The organism is Nocardioides maradonensis, assembly GCF_054777115.1.
In genome coordinates this window covers 274,739-292,681 of record NZ_BAAHAZ010000006.1, presented here as the reverse complement: position 1 = coordinate 292,681, position 17,943 = coordinate 274,739, and the positions used below count along the sequence as shown (strand labels likewise).

The following is a 17,943-nucleotide window of genomic DNA, read 5'->3' as shown; positions in this document are numbered from 1 at the left end:
TCGACGAGGTCTGCGGCCGTGATTCGTTTCCGAAGGTGGAGGGTCCGGCCATGCCGAACACGCGGGGTGCCAGTTCCGTCGAGTACGGGCTGCTGGCGTCCTTGATCGCGGGAGTGATCATCTCGGTGGTCCTCGTCCTCGGGCCGAAGGTCGCTGACCTGTTCGTCCTGGCCTGGCCCTGATCCGACGAGGCGTTCAGCCTCCGCGGGTCATCTGCCGGGCGATCGCCACCCGCTCCAGCACCGTCGGGTGCGAGCCGAACCACCACTGGGACAATGCCGGTGGCGTGGGGTCGGACAGGGAGCGCAGCGCCAGCTCCCGCTGCATCGTGACGAACGGCTCCGGCGCCCGCGTCACCTCGAGCGCGGTCACGTCCGCGCGGGTCTCGATCTTCCTGCTCACGGCGTTCTGGACCGGGAGTGCCAGGAAGGTGCCGACGGCCACCATCGCCAGCACCGTCGGTACGCCGGCGGGCGACCCCACCGGGGCCCACCCCCGCCGCTCCAGGGCGAGCGCCAGCGAGCCGAGCAGCCCCACCGCGAACAGCGCCCCGGCCGCGCCGAGAGCCGTGCCGGTCGCGACGTCGTCGTGCTTGGCGTGGCCGAGCTCGTGCGCCACGATCGACAGGACCTGGTCGCGCGGCAGCGAGTGCACGACGGTGTCGTACAGCACCACCCGACGGGTCGAGCCGAACCCGGAGACGTAGGCGTTGAGCTCGGTCGTCCGGCGCGACGCGTCCGACACCAGCACGTCGTCGACGTGCACGCCCTCCTCATCGGCCAGGCGCAGGATCGCCGTGCGCAGGGCGCCGTCGGGCAGCGGGTGGAACTGGTTGAACATCGGCTCGACGAGGACCGGGTACACGAAGGAGCCGAGCACGACCAGCGCCGCGAGCCCTCCCCCGGCGATCGCCGGCCAGGTCCGCGACCAGCGCCGCGCACAGCCCAGCACGAACAGCACGCCGAACGAGGTCGTGACGATCGTGACCCCGGCCGACTTGAGCAGGTCGGTCGCCCACGAGCTCCAGGAGTCGGTCGCCAGGCCGTGCGCGAGGTACAGCCGCTGCAGCCCGATCGCGGACGGCAGCGCGGCCAGCTGACCGAGCGCCGTGACCACGGCGACCAGGCCCGCCACCTGCACCCACCACGGCCCACGCCAGCGCTCGGCCCACGCCCGTGCGCGGTGGCTGAACCCGAGCCAGACGGCGACGCCGAGCGAGATCGCCAGACCCGACCAGCTCCAGACCCGCGCCCACAGCGAGAAGCTCTCGGTCCGGTCGATCTGGGCGGCGCTGAAGACCGAGCCCGCGGGAACCGGCGGCGGCGTACCTCCCGGCACCGGGTGCCAGGGCACCAGCCACCCGGCGAGGAGGACGAACAACGCTCCGCCGACCATCGCGGTCGCCAGCGCGACCCGGGTCGTCCCACCGGCCTCCCGGGTCCGCTTGCTTCCCACGAGTGACTAGCGTGCCACGGCCGCCACAGCGGTCAGCTTCGACCTCCAGGCAGACGTCAGCGAGGCCACCGTGAGACCGGTGTCGCGGGGCAGGGCGGTCGCCACCGGCGTGCCCGCGAGGGCGTCACGGTAGAACCGGACCAGCGCGCGCTGCCCGGCGTGGTCGGCGATGGTGACGCAGGCCAACCAGGCCGCCTCGTACGTGGGGTCGAGGTTGTTGTCACCACCGAAGTCGGAGTCCGCCGGCAGCTGGTGAGGCGCACCGTGGCGACGTACCCGTTGCGCGATGCCACCGGCCGTCGTCGACAGCGGGAGCGAGACGTCGCTCAGGGCGACGTAGTCCGCGAACCCCTCGATCAGCCACAACGGCACACCGGCGGCCAACGGCGCGTCGGTGACGGCGTGCACGGTTTCGTGGGTGATCACCACCTGCGCGGCCACATGATCCATCGATCGATACACGACGGGGTTGATGAACACGTGGACCGGAGCGCCGGGCAGCCGGTTGCCGTCGACCGGCGCGGTGATTCCGGCGATCCCGTCGTACGTCGGCGGCTGGACGCCCAGGGCGCGCTCCATGCCCGCCACGGTGGCCGGCGCCTCGATCACCACCGAGCGTCGACCGCCGAGGACCCGGCGGTCGCGGGCGATGCCGGTCTCGGCCTCGGCCAGCAGAGCATCGGCCTCCTTGGCCGGCGCGGTGGCGATGACGAGGACGTCGGCCGAGCGACGCACCGTGACCGGTCCGCTCAGCCACAGCGGGGTGGCCTCGCTGCCGCCCCCGATCCTGCTGATCGTCCGGCCGCCGTCGGCGAACGAGAAGGCGAGGTCACGCTGGGCGATGCCGTGGTCGAAGCCCTTGACCCGCCACGACACCTGCACCGTGGCTCCCCAGGCGCCCTGGAACGACCCGCCGCCGTTCTCGGTGAGGTAGGTGAGGACGACGCTGTCCAGGCCGATGCGGCGCACGTTGCCCGCGACCGCGGCCAACAGGTCGGCGGCGGCCGGGTCGGCCCCGAAGCGCCGGGCGGCGACGGTGTCACCCCGGCGGAGAACGGCCTGCAGCTCCTGCAGCGTGGTCGTGGCCCGACCGGGGTCGATCGTCGCGACCGCGGTCGGGGTCGGCACGACGTAGGTGCCGTTCCCACCACACGCCGTGAGCAGGGCGGAAAGCGCGAGGAGCGCTGCCGTCAGGACGACGGCAGCGCTCACTCGTGAGGACAGCGGCTCATCCAGGGCGGACGGCACCGACGTACGGCATGGCGTGCAGGCTGGTCACCTTCACACCGACGCTGGGGTTCTCCGCGTTCACGATCAGGCCGTTGCCGATGTACATCCCGACGTGGCTGATCGGGCTGTAGTAGAAGACGAGGTCGCCGGGCTGGAGGTCGCTCTCCGCGATGTGCGGACCCATCGAGTACTGCGCCGAGGACGAGTGCGGCAGGCTCACGCCGGCCTGCGCCCACGCCATCATGGTCAGGCCGGAGCAGTCGAAGGCGCTCGGGCCGGCGGCGCCCCACACGTAGGCCTTGCCGACCTGCGCCATGGCGTAGTGCACGGCCGCGGCAGCGCGGCCGCTGGCCTGGATGTCGCCCGGGCGGACGGCCGCGCCACGCGACAGGATCGCCTCGCGGGCCTTCGCCTCGAGGCCGTCGAGGATCGACTTGGCGGCGGCGTACTGGCTGTCGGCGTTCTTCTTGTCCTTGGCCAGCTCGGCCTTGAGCGACGCGATCTTGTCGATGCGCTGCTGGGTCTGGGCCCGGCGGATCTCGAAGGCGGTCGCCTGCGCGCCGTAGTCGGCGAGGCGGTTGTCCTGCAGGTCGTTGACCGTGGACAGCGTGGAGACCTCGCCGAGGAACTGGTCGGGGTTCGACTCCAGGAGGCCACCGGCGCCACCGAGGGTCTCGCTCTGGTACTGAGAGATCACCGCGTCGCGGACGTCGGCGCGGACGCCCTGGAGCTTCGCGCCCTGACGCGTCTCGGCGACCTTCAGCGACGTCAGCTCACCCTTGAGGTTCTTGAGCTGGATCCGCGCGTTGTTGTAGTCCTCGGCGGCCTGCTCGGCCTGGTGCATCAACGTGTTGACGCGGTCGCGGACCTTGGAGATGTTCTGGTCGGCGCTGGCCGGGCTCTGCGAGCCGGACAGGGCGATACCGACGGTGCCGGTCAGAGCCAGGGCGGCAAGGCTGGCGGTGAAGCGGTTGCGGCCGTTCAGCATGAGCTGGCGGGTCCCCTCTGGTGTCGTACGCCTACCGGGTGAGCTGACGGATTCGGGCACGACTCGCCCTACCCGCACTCCTCGCTCCGACCCGCCCGATCGCGTCGTCGCGCCTTGTGCAGGATTCACCCCAGAGTTGGTGGTTCCCCGGCTCCGGACCGCACGCGGTCCAGACTCAGCGCGGTGCCCGCGCGGACCTCTTTGGCCCACTTCCACGGACACCTGGATGACGAGGGTAGTCGCGGGCCAGCGGGCCCGCAAAAACTCGGCGGGCGTGTTGGGGAGAACTCCGTGAGGTCCACATCACACGATCCCCACCGGTCCCTCCGGCCACCCTCGTCCCACCGATCAGGCGGACTCGACGACGGGGGCGGACATCGGGGTGACGAGCCGCAGCGGAGGCACCAGTCCCCCGTCGGCGAGCACGTCCAGCGCCCGCATCTCGTCGTCGTCGAAGGTGAGCTCCGGAGGTGGTCCGAGCAGCACGGTGACCACGCAGTCGTGGCACGCCAGACCCCGCACCACGCAGGTGTCGCAATCGATCCTGGTCGTCATGGGACGAGAGTGACAGGAGGTGCCGACACTAATCCGCGGCGACCGTCACGGCCCGTTCTGCGACGCGACGGTCGTGAAGGGCCAGCCGGATCATGGGCGGGACCATCGCGAGGATCTGACCCGCCGCATACCCGAAGACGGGCACGGCGACGATCAACGCCAGGGGAAGAGGCCACCGGAGGTCACGCCGCGCGAGCAGTGCAGTGGCAACACACGCCACGGCGAGTCGGATCCCGACGTCCAGACGCTGGTTCGCGAGGTGCCAGCCTCCGCGCGGCAGGGTGTCGGTCGAGTGCGACGTCAGGTAGTGGAACCAGTCCGACCACAGCCCGGGGTCGAACAGGTAGGAGATGCCTACGAGCACCACGGTCGCTGCTGCGATGCGGACGACCGCCCCCCACTCACCGCGCACCAGGAACCAGACGACACCGACACACGTCGGGGTGATCTTGGTGAGTGCGGGGAATGCCCAGAGCTCCGGTCGGGAGAAGCCGAACACGATGACCAGCCCGAGGAAGGCGTTGATGTTCCCGAGCGCCAGCTCGGGAACGCACACCAGCAGGACGGGAACCCTCCACCGCCAGGCAAGACCGTTCGTCATCCACCAGAAGATCACGAGCTCGACGAGCGACCAGCCGACCGCGAAGACGGTGAAGGGCAGGTGCGTGAACGGACGGACGACCTGGAGGAAGACCGGGGAGTACTCGAACGCGTCCATGTGGCCCGGAGCGGCGAGCTGGTACGGCACGGTCGACCGCCCGGCCAGCCAGTAGGCGTGTGCGTCCGCGCCCATCCAGCCTCGGTCGACGAAGGTGCGCACCGCCGTCTGCGCGAAGATGGCGGCGAGGACCCACAGCGTCATGAACCCTGCGGTGCGCGCAAGACGCCGCCAGTCCTCGCCCGTCATCGTCACGCCCACACGCTAGCCGTGCCTCCGGATTACTGTCGGTGATCCCCCGTACCGTCGAACCATGACCGCCGCCGCTGATGTCCTGCGCGTCGGCGAGCAGCTCAGCTTCGACCAGATGGGCCGCCCGCTGCACGGGGTCACCTTCTGCGTAGTCGACCTCGAGACCACCGGGGGCTCGTACGCCGACGGCGACCGGATCACCGAGATCGGAGCCGTGCTCGTGCGGGGCGGCGAGGTGCTCGGCGAGTTCCAGACGCTGGTCAACCCGCACACCGCGATCCCGGCGTTCATCGCCGTCCTGACCGGCATCACCAACCGGATGGTCGCCGACGCGCCACCCATCACCTCCGCGCTCCCGGCGTTCCTCGAGTTCGCCCGTGGGGCGGTGCTGGTCGCGCACAACGCACGCTTCGACGTCGGTTTCCTCAAGCACTTCAGCGCCGAGCAGGGCCTGGTCTGGCCCGACTTCGAGGTGCTCGACACCGTCAAGCTGGCTCGCCACGTCGTCCCGCGCGACGAGACGCCCGACCACAAGCTCTCCTCGCTCGCCCGCGTCTTCCGGGCCGGCACGACCCCCAACCACCGCGCGCTGGCCGACGCCCGCGCGACGGTCGACGTCCTGCACGGCTGCATGGAACGGCTCGGATCGCTCGGTGTGCACACCCTCGAGGAGCTGCAGGGCTACTCCTCCAAGGTCGTCGCCGCCCAGCGCCGCAAGCGCCACCTTGCCGACCACCTGCCCCACGCCCCAGGCGTCTACCTCTTCCGCGACGAGCGCGGGCGGGTGCTCTACGTCGGCACTTCCAAGGACCTGCGCAAGCGGGTGCGCACCTACTTCACCGCCTCCGAGACCCGCTCGCGGATGGGTGAGATGGTCGGCCTCGCCGCGTCCGTCCAGGGCATCGAGTGCGCCACTCCCCTCGAGGCCGAGGTCCGCGAGCTGCGGCTGATCGCCGAGCACAAGCCGAGCTACAACCGACGCTCGCGCTTCCCCGAGAAGGTCAGCTTCCTCAAGCTCACCCGCGAGGTCTGGCCGCGGCTCTCGATCGTCAAGCAGGTGCTCGACGACGACGCCGACTACCTCGGCCCGTTCTCCTCGCGCGCCTCAGCGGAGAGCTGCCTGGTCGCCCTGCACGAGGTCTTCCCGATCCGCCAGTGCACCGACCGGTTCGCGCGCGAGCCGAACCGGTCGGCGTGCGTGCTCGCCGAGATGGCGCGTTGCCTGGCGCCGTGCGACGGCAGCGTCGACCTGATGACGTACGCCGCCGTGGTCCGCCAGCTGCGCGATGCCGTCCTCGAGGCGCCCGACGACGTGGTCGAGCTCATCAACGCCAAGATGGCGGCCCTGGCCGACGAGGAGCGGTTCGAGGAGGCCAAGGTCCACCGGGACCGGCTCGCCTCGTTCGTCCGGGCTGCGGCGCGCACCCAGCGGCTGACCTCGTTGACCCGCTGCCCGGAGGTCATCGCGACGCGCCGCGACGAGCAGGGACGCTGGGCGGTGCACGTGGTCCGCTACGGACGCCTCGCCGCCGCGGGAGTGATCCCGCCGCTGGCCAACGCACCGGCGTACGTCGAGGGCCTGCGTGCCTCTGCCGACACCGTGCTCCCCGCGGCCGGCCCGATCCCGGCCGCCTCCGCCGAGGAGTCCGAGCGGATCCTGCGGTGGTTGGAAATGCCGGGCGTCCGGCTGGTCGAGGTCGACGGCGAGTGGACCTGCCCGTTGGCCGGTGCGGGCCGGCATGTCGAACGGTTCAACCTGGCACCGGCCGGTCCTAGAGTTGGCGCATGATCACCGCCATCGTCTTCGTGCAGGCCGAGACCGCCCGGATCCCCGAGGTCGCCGAGGCCATCGCCGCCCTCGACGGCGTGAGCGAGGTCTACTCGGTGACCGGCCAGATCGACCTCATCGCGCTGGTCCGGGTCCGCCGCCACGAGGACATCGCCGACGTGGTCTCGGACCAGCTCAACAAGGTGCCCGGGGTCGTCGACACCGAGACCCACATCGCGTACCGCGCGTACTCGCGCCACGACCTCGAGTCGGCCTTTGCCATCGGCGTCGACTGAGCCGCCCCCTCAGCGCGGGCGTCGTTCCCGCCTGATCACCTGGATCGCTCCGGCTGTCGCAGCGGTCGTGCTGGCCGGCAAGCTGATCGCCAGCGGTTCCGGCCCGCTCACCAACCCGGACACCTACTTCCACCTGCGCTTCGGCGAGAAGTTCGCCGGGAGCTGGCAGCCGTGGCATCCCGGTCACCTCGACCGCTACTCGTCCGCACACTGGGTGCCGACCCAATGGCTCTCCGAGCTGGGGATGTACGGCGTGCAGCACGCGTTCGGTCTCGCGGGGGTCGCGGTGCTCTCGACGATGGTGATCACCGCTCTGCTGGCGAGCTGGTACGCCAGTGCTCGTCGCGGCAGCGATCCGCTGCCTGCTCTTCTGCTCACCGCGCTCGCCCTCGTCGTCTCGAGCGGGTCCCTGTCCGCGCGACCGCAGGTGGCCAGCCTGCTCCTGATCACCTGGACGGCGATGGCGTGGCGTCGTGCAGCCGACAGCGGACGCGTCCCGTGGCTGCTGGTTCCCCTCACCTGGTTCTGGGCGCTCGTCCACGGCATGTGGATCCTCGGCGTGATCACGAGCCTGGCGCTTGCTGCCGGCCTCGTCGCCTCGCGGGCCCAGCGACCGCGAGCGCTGCTGGTCGGCCTCGGATCGCTGAGCATCGCGCTGCTGACCCCGGTCGGGCCGCGTCTGGTCTCGGCCGTCCTCGCCGTGAACGGACGACGCGCCTACATCCCCGAGTGGGCCGCTCCCGACTTCACCAGCGTGACGGGCGCCGTCGCCCTCGGGCTCCTGGCGCTGACCGCCCTGTTCCTGATCCACTCGCGCGATGCTTCCTGGTACGAGATCGCCAGCCTGGGCCTCAGCTCAGTCTTCGCCGTCTACTCCGACCGCACGCTTCCCGTGGCTGTCTGCATCCTGCTCCCGACGCTGGCACCACGGCTGCAGGCAGCGATCGGCAGCCGTGTGGAGGTCAGCCGGGGCGAGCGCATCGTCGCGACGTCCCTGTGCACCGCCGTCGTGCTCGCCGTCGCAGTGATCGCGCCCCACCGTGCCACCGAGCCGCCTGGTTACACCCACGACTTCGACCAGGAGCTGGCCATGCTCCCCGCGGCGACACCCCTGCTCACCACGTGGCCGGATGGTGGCCCGTTGCTCTGGACGCACCCCGAGCTCGATATCCCCTTCCACGGTTACTTCGACGTCTACACCGACGACGACCTCAGGACGTACCTCGCCATGTTCGCACTCGAACCGGGCTGGGACAGGACGCTGCGCAGGCTCGGCATCCATGACGCGCTGCTGCCGATCAGCACACCCCTCGCCTCTGCGCTGGTCGCCCGGGGATGGGTGGTCGAACGCACCGCCAGCGGGCGCGAGCTCCTACGAGGCCCTGCGCGCCGGGCCTCTCACTAGGCGTGCAGCACCTTCGCGGTCGCTGGACTGGTCCGGGTCACCGTCGTGTAGCCGGACAGCCGTCCGGTGACGGAGACCGTGATCCTCTTGCCGCGGGCCGAGTTCGGGACCCGGAAGGTCGACGCCTTGCCCGCGGCTCCTGCCACGGCACTCCCGTTGATCCTCCACTGGTAGCTGAGCGCGACGCCGGTCGGCCCCCAGTAGCCCTTCGACACGTACAGGGTGACGCCGACCTTCGCCAGTCCGATGATCTTCGGCTGAGCGCTGGTGAGGACTCCGCGGGTCACGATCGACGTCGGCGCGCTCGCCCTCGTCAGCGGGGCGTAACCCGTCCGGGTTCCGGTCACCTGCAGGGTGATCGCCTTACCGACGGCGGCCGCGGGCACCTTCAGCGTGTGGCTGCTGCCCGTCTGGACGACGGTCCCGCCGGCGTACCAGTCCCAGCGGAGGGTGGCTCCGGACGGGTCCCAGCCCACGACGGTACCGGTGAGGGTCTGGCCGACCTGGGCGCTGCCGCTGACCGTCGGCGTCGCGCCGAGCTGGGTCGACCCCAGGACCGCGACAGGGTCGCTGTCCTGGGGAACCTGCCGGTAGCCCGGCAGCACGCCCGAGACCGCGACGGTCAGCTGGACACCCGCGTCCGCCGCCTTCAGCGTGTACGCGGACAGCGTCGCCCCGGAGATCACGGTGCCGTTCCGCTTCCACTGGTACGAGTACGACGTCGGCGCAGGCGACCACCCGGCTCCGGGATCGACGTTCACCGTCTCGCCGACCGTCGGGGTGCCGTCCGTGACGATCGTCGGCTTGCCGACGGCGCCGAACTCCTCGTACGTCACGGGACCGTAGCCGTTGCTCGTCCACGACTTCGAGTCGAACTTGTCCCGCACCGCCGTGGCCTTCACGGTGATCGTCTTGCCCGCCTGGGCGGCATCCAGCGTCAGGGTCTGCGCCGTGGCACCCGAGATCATGAGTCCGTTCGCGAACCACTGCCACGTCCAGGAGTCCTGGCGCGGGAAGGTGTTGTCGATCTGGGCGCTCAGGACGTCTCCCACCCCGGCGGTGCGCCCGTCGGGCCCTGTGATGATCGGAGCGCTGCCCGACTCGAAGGTGCCCTTCTCGATCGCCGTGGTGACGTACCACGTGGTAGCCGTCCCGGTCGACGGGTACGTCTCGATGCGCCGGCCGTCGACGACGCCGGACACCAGCACGATCAGGTACTTGCCCCAGTCGATGGCCGTCGGGACGTACGACTGGCGATCCGCGTCCGGGATCGCCGTCCAGCTGTTCATGTCGCCGGTGTGCCCGGTGCTCGCGGTCGTCCGGTACCAGCGGTAACGGAGCTCGACCGGCACGTTGGACGGTGAGCGCCAGCCGTTCGCGAGGTCGGCCGAACCCTCGATGACCGACGTGCTCGGCACCGGGTCGTAGTACAGCTGCGCGCCCACCTGCTTGATGCCGCCGATCACCCCGCCGTTGTTGGCCGGGTTCGGCTCGACGCCGGTGCCGTTGGAGCACCCGGTGGTCAGCAGCCGGACGTGGTCGACGGTCGCGACCGAGTCCAGGTCGCCGTTGGTCGCGTCGCTCACCGAGAGCGTGACCGTGGCATCGCCTCCGGAGAGATCGAGCGGCACCCGAGCCGTGTCCCGGCTGGTCCAGTCGTTGATGCCGGTCACGCCCGGGAGGCGTGGTGCGATCTCGGTGGCTGAGTACGCGCCCGGGGCCGCGTCCGTCGGATCACCGGGAGCGTGCCAGTAGTTGATCGCGTTGACGGCGTACGGCTTCGGCGCGGGATCGTAGCCATCCTGGCTGAAGTACGCGTTGCCGGCATTCATGGCGTACTGGGCGACGTCTCCGGTCTTGACGATGGAGAGCGTGTCGCTCGGAGAGGCCGTCGTGTAGGTGTGGACCGGCTCTTCGGTCCCCATCGCGTAGTCGACGAGCAGGCACTGGGCGTTGGACGCCTGGGACACCGTGAAGGTCACGCTCGCGCTGTCGGGCTGTCCGTCGTTGCCGACGTCGGTGCTGAGCTGCGCGTCCTGCGCGCTCCCGAACACCTGGCTCGCATCCCCGGTCGACAACGTCAGGTAGCTCGAACCAGCCGACGGGAAGTCGTTGAACGGCTGGGTGCTGACCACACCGCTGCCGGCGACGACGGCCGTCACCCCCGACGGGAGGTCCAGTGCGGTCGTGGCATCGCTCGGTGTCACATCGGCGTGAGCCGGCGCAGCCATCGATACGATCCCGAGCGCTGCTCCCCCGAGCGATGCGGCGCACGCCAGAGCAGCCCAACGATTACTCGTCACGGCGAATTCCTCCCCGATAGTCCCTTGCGCGCCACGCTAGGTGGCCGACGCAGGACTTCGGCACGGTCGATCCGCCGCTCCGCCTAGTCAGATCTGACTAAGCCACGGGCCATCTGCCCCTGGCGTCAGGCCGAGGCCGCCGCCACCCAGCGGTCCAGGGTCGCGGCGGCAGCGCCCGTGTCGATGGCGTCCGCGGCCCGGGCCATCCCGGCCCGGAGCGCGTCGAGGTGGGGCTCGCCGGGAGCGTCGTACACGGCGAGCGCCGCCCCCGCGTTGAGGAGCACGGCGTCGCGCACGGGTCCGGTCTCCCCCGCGAGCAGGGCGCGCACCACCGAGGCGTTGTACGCCGCGTCGCCGCCCCGGAGGTCCTCAGCGGTCACCAACGGGAGGCCGAGCTCGGTCGGGTCGACCGTGAACGAGGAGACGGCTCCGTCGTGGGCGGCCCAGACCTGCGAGGTCGTCGTCGTGGTGAGCTCGTCGAGCCCGTCGTCGCCGCGGAACACCCACGCGTCCGCGCCGCGGCGGGCGAACACGCCGGCCATGACCGGCGCCTTGCCGTCGAAGGCGCAGCCGATCGCCTGGGCGCGCGGCTTCGCCGGGTTGGCGAGCGGGCCGAGCAGGTTGAACAGGGTCCCGATGCCGAGCTCGCGCCGGGGCACGGCCGCGTGCCGCAGCGCCGGGTGGAACGCCGGGGCGAAGCAGAACGTGATCCCGGCCTCCTCGGCGACCGGTCCGACCCGGTCGACGGGCAGGTCGAGGCGGACGCCGAGCTCCTCGAGCACGTCCGCGGTGCCGGCCTTCGAGGACGCCGAGCGGTTGCCGTGCTTGACGACGCGGGCACCGGCGCCCGCCGCGACGATCGCGGACATCGTCGACACGTTCACCGAGAACGAGCGGTCACCACCGGTGCCCACCACGTCCAGCGTGCGGCCCGAGACCGAGAGCGGGGTGGCGACGTCGTACATGGCGTCGACCAGGCCCAGCAGCTCGTCGCTGGTCTCGCCCTTCGCCCGCATGGCGACCGCGAACCCGGCGATCTGGACCGGCGTCGCGTCGCCGGCGAGGATCTCCCCCATCGCCCACCGCGCCTGCTCGGGCGCCAGGTCGCGCCCCGACACGACGGCGTCGAGGACCTCCGGCCAAGCGCTCACGACGCCGTGGCGGGGACGCGCTCGCGCAGCAGCGCGATCACGACCTCGGCGAGGTGCAGCGGGTCGATCGGGTGCGGTACGGCGGCGTCCGCGCGCGACCAGGTCGCCAGCCAGGCGTCCTGCGGGCGGCCGGTCAGCACCAGCAGCGGCGGGCAGTCGCGCAGCTCGTCCTTGAGCTGCTTGGCGATACCCATGCCGCCCGCCGGGACGGCCTCGCCGTCCAGGACGGCCAGCGCGATGTGGCCCGCGTCCATGTTCTGGATCACGACCGGCTCGGTCGCGACCTCGACGTACTCCAGCTCGGGGAGGTCCGGGTGCGGACGCCGTCCCAGGGCCAGGATGACCTGCTCGCGGGTGTGCACGTCGTCGCTGTAGACGAGCACCTTCAGCGGCTTGGGGCTGCTCACGCGTGCACCCTACTCGGTCCGGTGCGTCGCGGCCTGCTGGTGCAACGCGGTGTTCCTCGCCTTCCGGGCGCGCTCCTGCGCCTCGAGGCGGTCGAGGCGGCGGTCCTCCCGCTTCGCCTCCTTCATCGACGACTGCACCCACTGCACGAACAGGACCACGAAGAAGATGAGCCCCACGACGTCCCCGGAGCCCCAGAGGATCCCGCCCGCGAGGTGCTGGTCGGCCATCGGGGTCGGCAGCCACGGGTCGATCCGGTGGAGGTCGGGGTACCAGGAGCCGCCGATCAGGTTGTCCTGGCTCATGATCGTGATCCCCAGGAACGCGTGGAACGGCAGCGTCAGCACCGCGAGCAGCACCCGGAACGGGTGGTCCACCCGGCCGGGGATCGGGTCGACGCCGACCAGCGGCCAGAAGAACAGGCTGCCGACGAGCACCAGGTGGCCGTGCATCAGCTCGTGGACGTAGGCGCTGTGCAGCGAGGCGGTGTACCAGCCGGAGAAGTAGAGCGCCCACGGAGAGAGCACGTAGAGCAGGAACGCCAGCGGCGGGAAGGACAACACCTTCACCACGCGCGAGTGGACCACCGCGAGCAGCCAGCGGCGCGGCATCGGCGGCAGGGTGCGCAGGCCGAGGGTGACCGGGGCGCCGAGCGCCAGGGACAGCGGCACCGCCATCGAGAGCACCATGTGCTGGGCCATATGCACGCTGAGCAGGGTCAGGTCGTACGTCGCGAACCCCGAGCAGGTCGCCACGTAGAACGCCAGCCACCCGACCAGCCACGCGATCGTCCGGCCGATCGGCCAGCGGTCTCCCCGTCGCCGCAGCGTGACCACCCCGACGGCGTACAGACCGACCGCCCAGACCGTCAGGACGGTGGCCAGCGGGTCCATCGACCACAGGCTGACCGAGGTGTGCCAGGACAGCGGGGGAAGCGGCTGGATGCTGGCCGGGAGCAGAGCACTCGACACCAGTCGAGCGTAGGCACCGAATCAAGTAGACCGTTTCCAGGGGGTCGGGATGCCATGAGCCACGGGTCAGGCAATAATGACGCCCGTGGCGACTTCTGCATCGGCAACCCTTCCTGCCTCGCGCCTGCACGGCCAGCACGACCGACCCAGCATGGTGGCCGTCGGAACGATCATCTGGCTGTCCAGCGAGCTGATGTTCTTCGCGGCCCTGTTCGCGTCGTACTTCACGATCCGCGCGGTCTCCAGCGACATGTGGGCACAGAACACCTCCCACCTCGCGGTGCCGTTCGCGTCGGTGAACACCACGATCCTGGTGCTGTCCTCGCTGACCTGCCAGATGGGCGTCTTCGCGGCCGAGCGTGGCCAGGTGTCGCGCCAGGGCTCCCTCTTCGACGTCATGAAGTGGGGCCTGCGCGAGTGGTTCATCCTCACCTACGTCATGGGCGCGATGTTCATCGGCGGCCAGGCCAAGGAGTACGCCGCGCTGATCCACGAGGGCATCACCATCCCGCACGACGGCTACGGCACGATGTTCTACCTGACCACGGGCTTCCACGGGCTCCACGTGACCGGCGGTCTCATCGCGTTCCTCTTCGTGCTCGGTCGCACCTACGTCGCCAAGCGGTTCACGCACGAGCAGGCGGTCAGCGCCATCGTCGTGTCCTACTACTGGCACTTCGTCGACGTGGTGTGGATCGGCCTGTTCGCGACGATCTACCTCGTCAAGTGACCCCTGAACTGACCAGCTCCCACCGGACCAGCAAGGACTGAATGTGCGCCTCCTGAACCGCTCCGCCGGTCGCCTGTCGCGGTACCGCCGCGGCCCGATCGCCGGCCTCGTGGTGCTGCTGCTCGGCCTCCTCCTCACCGGAGGCCTGTACGCCGCCTTCTCGCCGGCCCAGGCCAGCTCCGACTCCGCGGCCGCGAAGCAGGCGCAGGTCGAGAAGGGCCGTCAGCTCTTCCTCGTCAGCTGCGCGTTCTGCCACGGCCAGAACGGTGAGGGCGTCCTCACCCAGGGCGGCAGCCAGTACGGCCCGGCCCTGACCGACGTCGGCGCCGCCGCCGTCGACTTCCAGGTCGGCACCGGCCGCATGCCGATGGCCCAGCCCGGTGTCCAGGCCGTGCGCAAGGAGCCCGTCTTCAGCGAGTCCGAGATCGCGGACCTGGCGGCGTACGTCGCCTCGCTCGGCACCGGCCCGGCGATCCCCGACACCGGCATGTACTCCACCGAGGGCATGTCGCAGTCGCAGGTCGAGGAGCTCGTCCAGCGTGGTGGCCAGATCTTCCTGGCGAACTGCACCGCCTGCCACAACTTCGAGGGTTCCGGCGGCGCCATGCCGCGCGGCGGCTTCGCTCCCCGCATCCGCGGCGTCGACTCCAAGTACATCTACGAGGCGATGCTCACCGGCCCCCAGTCGATGGACACCTTCTCCGACGGCAACATCCCGCCCGAGGACAAGAAGGCCGTCATCGCCTACCTCAACAACCTCAACGAGACGCCCAGCTACAGCGGCCTGACCCTCGGCGGTCTCGGCCCGGTGAGCGAGGGTCTCATCGCATGGGTGGTCGGCCTCGGCTTCCTCGTCGGCTTCGCCGTCTGGATCGCGGCCCACACCACGCGCACGACCAAGAAGAAGGACGGTGCTTCGGCGTGACCGACAACACTCCGCCGACCAGTGGCGAGTCTGACGGAGGCGAGCTGGTCCAGGCCGGGCCCATCGCCGACCCGGGACTGCCTGAGCATGTCTGGCGGCCGACCGACGTCGACCCGCACGCCGAGAAGCGCGCCGAGCGCCAGGTCGCGGGCCTCTTCGGCCTCTCCGCGCTGTGCACGATCCTCTTCGTCGTCTCGTACTTCGTCTTCCACGTCGGTGAGCACTGGACGGTGTGGCTGGGCCACGGCGTCTCCACGATCGCCCTCGGCCTGACGCTCGGCCTGGCCCTGCTGTTCATCGGCATCGGCATCATCCAGTGGGCGCGCAAGCTCATGGGTGACCACGAGATCAGCGAGCTGCGCCACCCGGCGCGTTCCGACGACGACGCCCGCGAGGGCACGCTCGCCGCGATCGCCCAGGGCCTCGACGAGGCGGGCATCGCCCGTCGCCCCCTGATCCGCAACTCGCTGCTCGGCGCGGTCGGCCTGGTCGGCGTACCCGCCATCCTGGTGCTGCGCGACCTCGGCCCGCTGCCGGGCGACAAGCTGTACCACACGATCTGGGGCATGGGTACGCCGGAGCACCCGATGCGCATCGTCCGCGACGCCATCTGGACGCCGATCCTGGCCTCCGACCTGGAGATCGGCGACCTGGTCAACTGCCAGCCCGACGCCTACAAGAATCCCGAGCGCTACGGCATCGACCCCGCGCTCGTGGAGGGCACCGAGCTGCAGGTCCAGAAGTCGAAGGCCTCGCTCATCCTGCTCCGGATGGACCCTGCGGACATCAAGCCGGGCAAGGACGTCAACGGCAACTCCACCGCCAACTGGAGCTACCAGGGCATCGTCGCCTACTCCAAGATCTGCACCCACGTCGGCTGCCCGATCTCGCTGAACGAGCGGACGACCCACCACCTGCTGTGCCCCTGCCACCAGTCGACGTTCGACCTGTCCAACTCGGGCAAGGTCGTCTTCGGCCCGGCCGGCCGCCCGCTCCCCCAGCTGCCGATCACGGTCGACAGCGAGGGGTACCTGGTCGCACAGCGTGACTTCGACGAACCGGTCGGACCTAGCTTCTGGGAGCGTGATTACTATCAGCACGTCTGAGACCGTGGCGAAGACCAACGGTACGAAGCCGGCGACGGTGACCGGCGGCGGCAAGACCGCCGGCGTCGTGGCCAACTGGGCTGACGAGCGGCTCGGTCTCGCGAGCCTCGCGAAGAAGAACCTGCGCAAGGTCTTCCCGGACCACTGGTCCTTCATGCTGGGCGAGATCGCCCTGTGGAGCTTCGTGGTCCTGCTCCTGACGGGTGTGTTCCTGACCCTGTGGTTCGACCCGAGCATGTCCGAGGTGACCTACAACGGCTCCTACGCGCCGCTGCGCGGCATCGAGGTGTCCTCGGCGTACGCCTCGGCGATGAACATCTCCTTCGACGTGCGCGGCGGTCTCCTGCTCCGGCAGATGCACCACTGGGCGGCGATGATCTTCATCGCGTCGATGATGATCCACCTCATGCGCGTCTACTTCACCGGCGCGTTCCGCAAGCCGCGTGAGGTCAACTGGGTCATCGGCTGCCTGCTGCTCCTGCTGGGCACCCTGGAGGGCTTCACCGGCTACTCCCTGCCCGACGACCTGCTCTCCGGCACGGGCGTCCGCGCGGCGGACGGCTTCATGAAGGCCTCCCCCATCGTCGGCACCTACCTGTCGTTCTTCCTGTTCGGCGGGGAGTTCCCGGGCAGCGCGATCATCCCCAGGCTCTACTCGATCCACATCCTGCTGATCCCGGGCATCCTGCTGGGTCTCATCGCGGCCCACATGATGCTGCTCGTCTACCACAAGCACACGCAGTGGCCTGGCCCCGGCCGCACCGAGGAGAACGTGGTCGGCTACCCGATGCTCCCGGTCTACATGGCCAAGGCCGGCGGCTTCTTCTTCATCGTGTTCGGCACCATCGCCCTGCTGGGCGGCCTGTTCTCGCTGAACCCGGTCTGGAAGTTCGGCCCCTACGACCCGTCCAAGGTCACCGCGGGCTCGCAGCCCGACTGGTACATGGGCTGGCCCGACGGCCTGCTGCGCATCATGCCGGCGTGGGAGACGCACCTGTGGGGTCACACGATCTCGTGGAACATCATGGTCCCGATCCTGATCGCTCCGCCGACGCTGCTGGTCGTGCTCATCCTGCTCCCGTTCATCGAGAACTGGGTGTCCGGTGACAAGCGCGAGCACCACCTGCTGCAGCGCCCGCGCAACGCCCCGACGCGGACCGCGATCATGGTCTCGCTGATGACGTTCTACGCCTGCGCCTGGACCGCCGGTGGCAACGACATCATCGCGATCAAGTTCCACATGAGCATCAACGAGATCACCTACTTCCTGCGGGGAGCGATCTTCATCCTCCCGGCGATCGCGTTCATCGTGACGCGTCGGTGGTGCATCTCGCTGCAGCGTGCGGACCACGAGAAGCTGCTCCACGGCTTCGAGTCCGGCGTCCTCGTCCGCACCGCGGCCGGTGGGTACGCCGAGAAGCACCTGCCGCTCCCGGAGGGCAAGGCCTACGCGCTCACCGCGCGGACGACCGACACCTACCTCGACGAGGAGCAGATCGAGGAGGACGAGGCCGAGTACACGGGCAAGTTCCCGAAGCTGCGGGCGCGACTCCAGCGCCTGTACTTCGCGGACAACATCCCGAACGTGACCCCGGCCGAGCTCCACGAGGCTCAGCACCACGCCGAGCACGAGCTGCACGAGATCGAGGAGACGATCGCGATCGGCCCCAACCGGCACGGTCCGACCGTCGGTCACTGATCCGCACAGAACAGGGCGGCGGCACCCCGAGGGTGCCGCCGCCCTG

17 protein-coding genes and 1 riboswitch are annotated in these 17,943 nt (G+C 70.2%); of the genes, 8 read left to right on the top strand and 9 right to left on the bottom strand.

The window, feature by feature from the left end:
• The first annotated feature begins 50 nt into the window (after positions 1-50).
• Entirely contained in the window at positions 51-182 is a 132-nt protein-coding gene (locus ACYVAQ_RS09565) for a Flp family type IVb pilin (protein ID WP_460788673.1), read from the top strand.
• Positions 183-195: 13 nt separating this feature from the next.
• Here the strand turns inward: ACYVAQ_RS09565 and ACYVAQ_RS09560 are convergent, their stop codons facing one another.
• The 5 genes from ACYVAQ_RS09560 to ACYVAQ_RS09540 form a co-directional block, all read right to left on the bottom strand.
• On the bottom strand, positions 196-1,455 hold the full coding sequence (locus ACYVAQ_RS09560) for a M48 family metallopeptidase (RefSeq protein WP_460788671.1): 1,260 nt from the start codon (positions 1,453-1,455) through the stop codon (positions 196-198).
• Between the two features lie 6 nt (positions 1,456-1,461).
• Positions 1,462-2,703 (bottom strand): hypothetical protein, encoded by a 1,242-nt coding sequence (locus ACYVAQ_RS09555; protein ID WP_460788669.1) that lies wholly within the window; start codon positions 2,701-2,703, stop codon positions 1,462-1,464.
• On the bottom strand, positions 2,684-3,673 hold the full coding sequence (locus ACYVAQ_RS09550; protein WP_460788666.1) for a C40 family peptidase: 990 nt from the start codon (positions 3,671-3,673) through the stop codon (positions 2,684-2,686). Before ACYVAQ_RS09550 ends, ACYVAQ_RS09555 begins: the two co-directional genes overlap by 20 nt.
• 26 nt (positions 3,674-3,699) lie before the next feature.
• Positions 3,700-3,854: riboswitch (cyclic di-AMP (ydaO/yuaA leader) on the bottom strand.
• Positions 3,855-4,021: 167 nt separating this feature from the next.
• The gene (locus tag ACYVAQ_RS09545) at positions 4,022-4,228 is read right to left on the bottom strand and encodes a hypothetical protein (protein WP_460788664.1); all 207 of its coding nucleotides are present in this window, start codon (positions 4,226-4,228) and stop codon (positions 4,022-4,024) included.
• A 28-nt stretch (positions 4,229-4,256) separates the two neighbouring features.
• On the bottom strand, positions 4,257-5,135 hold the full coding sequence (locus ACYVAQ_RS09540) for a glycosyltransferase family 87 protein (RefSeq protein WP_460788709.1): 879 nt from the start codon (positions 5,133-5,135) through the stop codon (positions 4,257-4,259).
• Positions 5,136-5,199: 64 nt separating this feature from the next.
• On the opposite strand from ACYVAQ_RS09540, the gene ACYVAQ_RS09535 reads away from it, so the two are divergent.
• The 3 genes from ACYVAQ_RS09535 (at position 5,200) to ACYVAQ_RS09525 (ending at position 8,607) form a co-directional block, all read left to right on the top strand.
• Positions 5,200-6,927, top strand: a complete 1,728-nt coding sequence (locus ACYVAQ_RS09535) for a DEDD exonuclease domain-containing protein (protein ID WP_460788662.1) — start codon at positions 5,200-5,202, stop codon at positions 6,925-6,927.
• Positions 6,924-7,202: an Lrp/AsnC family transcriptional regulator gene (locus tag ACYVAQ_RS09530; RefSeq protein WP_460788660.1), complete on the top strand. Its 279-nt coding sequence runs from the start codon at positions 6,924-6,926 to the stop codon at positions 7,200-7,202. Before ACYVAQ_RS09535 ends, ACYVAQ_RS09530 begins: the two co-directional genes overlap by 4 nt.
• A gap of 67 nt (positions 7,203-7,269) precedes the next feature.
• Positions 7,270-8,607, top strand: a complete 1,338-nt coding sequence (locus tag ACYVAQ_RS09525) for a hypothetical protein (protein WP_460788658.1) — start codon at positions 7,270-7,272, stop codon at positions 8,605-8,607.
• On the opposite strand, the gene ACYVAQ_RS09520 is transcribed toward ACYVAQ_RS09525, so the two are convergent.
• From ACYVAQ_RS09520 to ACYVAQ_RS09505, 4 genes are all read right to left on the bottom strand, one after another.
• Positions 8,604-10,838 carry a hypothetical protein gene (locus ACYVAQ_RS09520; RefSeq protein WP_460788656.1) on the bottom strand — a complete coding sequence of 745 codons (2,235 nt, stop codon included), beginning with the start codon at positions 10,836-10,838 and terminating at the stop codon, positions 8,604-8,606. The two genes, ACYVAQ_RS09525 and ACYVAQ_RS09520, sit on opposite strands and share 4 nt — an antisense overlap.
• 197 nt (positions 10,839-11,035) lie before the next feature.
• The gene (trpD, locus tag ACYVAQ_RS09515; protein WP_460788654.1) at positions 11,036-12,061 is read right to left on the bottom strand and encodes an anthranilate phosphoribosyltransferase; all 1,026 of its coding nucleotides are present in this window, start codon (positions 12,059-12,061) and stop codon (positions 11,036-11,038) included.
• Positions 12,058-12,468: an Rv3143 family two-component system response regulator gene (locus ACYVAQ_RS09510; protein WP_460788652.1), complete on the bottom strand. Its 411-nt coding sequence runs from the start codon at positions 12,466-12,468 to the stop codon at positions 12,058-12,060. The genes trpD and ACYVAQ_RS09510 overlap by 4 nt, the downstream gene beginning before the upstream one ends.
• Positions 12,469-12,477: 9 nt before the next feature.
• Entirely contained in the window at positions 12,478-13,437 is a 960-nt protein-coding gene (locus ACYVAQ_RS09505; RefSeq protein ID WP_460788650.1) for a cytochrome c oxidase assembly protein, read from the bottom strand.
• A 76-nt stretch (positions 13,438-13,513) separates the two neighbouring features.
• Here ACYVAQ_RS09505 and ctaE point away from each other — a divergent pair, with 76 nt between their 5' ends.
• Genes ctaE through qcrB form a run of 4 tightly spaced genes read left to right on the top strand, consistent with a single transcriptional unit; the run spans position 13,514 to position 17,897 of the window.
• Positions 13,514-14,167, top strand: a complete 654-nt coding sequence (gene ctaE / locus ACYVAQ_RS09500) for an aa3-type cytochrome oxidase subunit III (protein ID WP_460788648.1) — start codon at positions 13,514-13,516, stop codon at positions 14,165-14,167.
• Between the two features lie 43 nt (positions 14,168-14,210).
• The gene (gene qcrC / locus ACYVAQ_RS09495) at positions 14,211-15,092 is read left to right on the top strand and encodes a cytochrome bc1 complex diheme cytochrome c subunit (RefSeq protein WP_460788646.1); all 882 of its coding nucleotides are present in this window, start codon (positions 14,211-14,213) and stop codon (positions 15,090-15,092) included.
• Positions 15,089-16,198 (top strand): cytochrome bc1 complex Rieske iron-sulfur subunit, encoded by a 1,110-nt coding sequence (gene qcrA / locus ACYVAQ_RS09490; protein ID WP_460788644.1) that lies wholly within the window; start codon positions 15,089-15,091, stop codon positions 16,196-16,198. Before qcrC ends, qcrA begins: the two co-directional genes overlap by 4 nt.
• A 4-nt stretch (positions 16,199-16,202) precedes the next feature.
• Complete coding sequence (qcrB, locus tag ACYVAQ_RS09485) at positions 16,203-17,897, top strand: cytochrome bc1 complex cytochrome b subunit (RefSeq protein ID WP_460788641.1); 1,695 nt, start codon at positions 16,203-16,205, stop codon at positions 17,895-17,897.
• Positions 17,898-17,943: the final 46 nt, after the last annotated feature.